The organism is Bacillus sp. JJ1764, assembly GCF_036962145.1.
GTDB lineage: Bacteria > Bacillota > Bacilli > Bacillales > Cytobacillaceae > Neobacillus.
The window spans coordinates 1-844 of record NZ_JBALNY010000205.1; the positions used below are offsets into that span (position 1 = coordinate 1).

Below are 844 nucleotides of genomic sequence, written 5' to 3' on the forward strand. Positions count from 1 at the left end.
GGTTGTGGAGCAATCATATGAAATAAAATCAGTAAGCCAAAAAAGATAAAAATAACTAATGTAGAAAGCTTGATTATCCCAAACAGCGATTCAATTTTTCCAAAGTTACTCACACCTAACAAATTGATGGCAAAGGCAGCTACAACATAACCTACTGTAAACATCCATAATGGAACATGCGGAAGCCAATATTGTGTAAACGTGCCTAATGCGACGGCCTCACTAGACATAATAAAAATTCCCGCTAGCCAGTAGATCCATCCAGAAAGGAAACCCATTGATCTCCCGTAAGCTTTTTTGGCGTAGGTACGAAATGATCCGGGCTGAGGGTCAGCTACTGTCATTTCAGCAATGGCACTAAAGACAAAATAGGCAGTGATTCCAGCAATCACATAGTTGATTAAAATTGCAGGTCCGGCCGTTTTGATGGATAATCCTGTTCCTAGAAAAAAGCCGGCGCCAATTACTGAACCTATACCAATTAAAGACAGCTGCCACCAAGCGAGATCGCCTTTTTCTCCTTTTTCCTCATTATCAGATTCCTTATGGCTTACCGTTTGCTTAAAGGTAAGATCTTGTTCCATTTAAGTATCTCCTTTCAAAATCCTATTTCCATTACTATTCCCACAAAATTTGGATTGATTTAAAGGAAAATTTGCCTCTGTAATAAACTGTCTTGGAAGAGTTGGAATGGTAGGATCTCTATCAACCAATAAATCGAGAGAACAAAATGGTAAATTTAAAAGAGATAAGGAAAAGGTTAATACTCTAAAAAATGAAGGATAATATCTAGGAGAAGATTTCTTGAGGTATTTCTTTTTTAAAAAATTAGGCTGTGTTAAAG

General features: G+C 37.1%; 2 protein-coding genes. Both read right to left on the reverse strand.

The window, feature by feature from the left end; genetic code table 11:
- Positions 1 to 584, reverse strand: a 584-nt coding sequence (locus tag V7083_RS21835) for an amino acid permease (RefSeq protein ID WP_335482034.1), incomplete at its 3' end; no start/stop codon positions are given.
- A partial coding sequence (locus V7083_RS21840) for a hypothetical protein (protein WP_335482035.1) occupies positions 585 to 844 on the reverse strand: 260 nt, incomplete at its 5' end.